At 43.6% G+C, this 599-nt stretch carries 1 protein-coding gene; it reads left to right on the top strand.

Annotated elements, in window-relative coordinates; all coding sequences use genetic code 11:
• On the top strand, positions 1-526 hold a 526-nt coding region (locus tag R7Q48_RS28990), incomplete at its 5' end, for a LysR substrate-binding domain-containing protein (RefSeq protein ID WP_318133807.1).
• Positions 527-599: the final 73 nt, after the last annotated feature.

Raw genomic sequence — 599 nt, 5'->3', positions numbered from 1 at the left:
CTCGACACGCATTAGGCTGCAAGAAGAAATTCTTGCAGGAAGCTGGGAATCTCTGAATACAGGAAGAGCTGATCTGCTTGTGTGCCCTTCGTTAGATACGTTACCACAAGAAGTGAAAGCAGAGAAAATTGGCAAGATGTCCATGGTTTGGGTTGCGGCAACCGAGCATTACGTTCACAAACGCAGTGGCGAGTTTGATGATTCAGCAAGAGAGAAATACCGAATTATTGCCATTGCAGACACCGCACGCGAACAGCCAGCACTTTCGATAAACATCATTCAAAAGCAACCTAGACTCACTGTTACTAACTTTACAGCAAAAGTAGAAGCATTAACCGCAGGCTTAGGGATTGGTACCTTACCTAGACAAATCGCGCTACCGTTAATAGAAAAAGGCGTACTTAAGCAAATTGAAGGCACAGAAGAGCAGCCGATGGATATCATTCTCGCGTGGAGAAGAAACACCATGGGTGAAGCGAAATCTTGGTGCATTCAGTATCTGAAGAAGAATTGGAAACTAAAGTAACAGCGTCACTTTTTACTTCTTAGATTCAGATGAGTCTACTGAATCTAAGAAGTTGAGCGGTAAAAAGAGAGCA

This window comes from Vibrio sp. 378, from assembly GCF_033339435.1.
Note: the sequence above shows the minus strand (reverse complement) of the source record. Positions and strands in the feature narration are given on the sequence as shown.